Below are 905 nucleotides of genomic sequence, written 5' to 3' on the forward strand. Positions count from 1 at the left end.
CCATTGGTTCCTATATTGCCAATATTGCCTTGATTAACACCTGAGATGATATTGTTTATATTACCTAATTCTTCAAGATTAACATTGCTTTGATCTACAGTGATGTTTTCTACTTTTACATTATCTTTACCACTTCCACCTACAACCACAGTGTCTAATTTACCTGTTTCTTTATCTGTAGAAACAACCCAATCTTTAATTCCAACACTACCACTACCATTGTTAGTTACTGTATTACCATCTTTATCTTTACCTACTGAGCCTTGGTTGGAAATAACTAAATCAGCATTACCATTATTTGTAATACCTCCACCTATGGTTGCACCTTCTCCATTGGAAATTTCAAGTTTATTATCACTATTGTTAGTGATGGAACCACTTATACCTGTATCAGAAGTAGAGGTGTTAGTGATAGAATCAAGCTGACTGTTTTTATCAATTGTAATAGAACCAGTAATAGAGCCTTCTCCTTCATTAACAAGACCACCTTCTACCTTAGCTCCACCTTCTATCTTGATATCGCTACCTATAGATGCACTATCCGTATTGACTATATTTCCTTCAAGCTTAGTGTTTTCCCCACTAACTGTAATACCACCTGTTATACTTCCTGAGCCAGAATTAGAGATAGCTTGACCTGAAGAAGAAGTTACAGTAGCTCCATCTTCTACTTTTATAGAGCCTTCTATTTTTCCGCTTTCATTAGATATACCAGCGCCACTTCCACCTTCTACTCTAGATCCTTCACCGGATAAAATTATTTCTCCGCTTAAAGAAGCTGCTTTTTCTAATCTTATACCATTAACTTTACCTTGTATAATGCCACCATTTTTAAGTTCTATTTTACTAGTACTTGAACCAACATCTAAAGCAATTCCATGATTATCGCTATAAATTCCACTTAC

At 35.2% G+C, this 905-nt stretch carries 1 pseudogene; it reads right to left on the minus strand.

What is annotated here, in order from left to right:
* Nucleotides 1-905: pseudogene (locus AJ886_RS01935) on the minus strand (hypothetical protein); the annotation flags it as partial.

The organism is Campylobacter sp. BCW_6465 (assembly GCF_001762815.1).
In the GTDB taxonomy this organism is placed as follows: Bacteria; Campylobacterota; Campylobacteria; order Campylobacterales; family Campylobacteraceae; genus Campylobacter_D; species Campylobacter_D jejuni.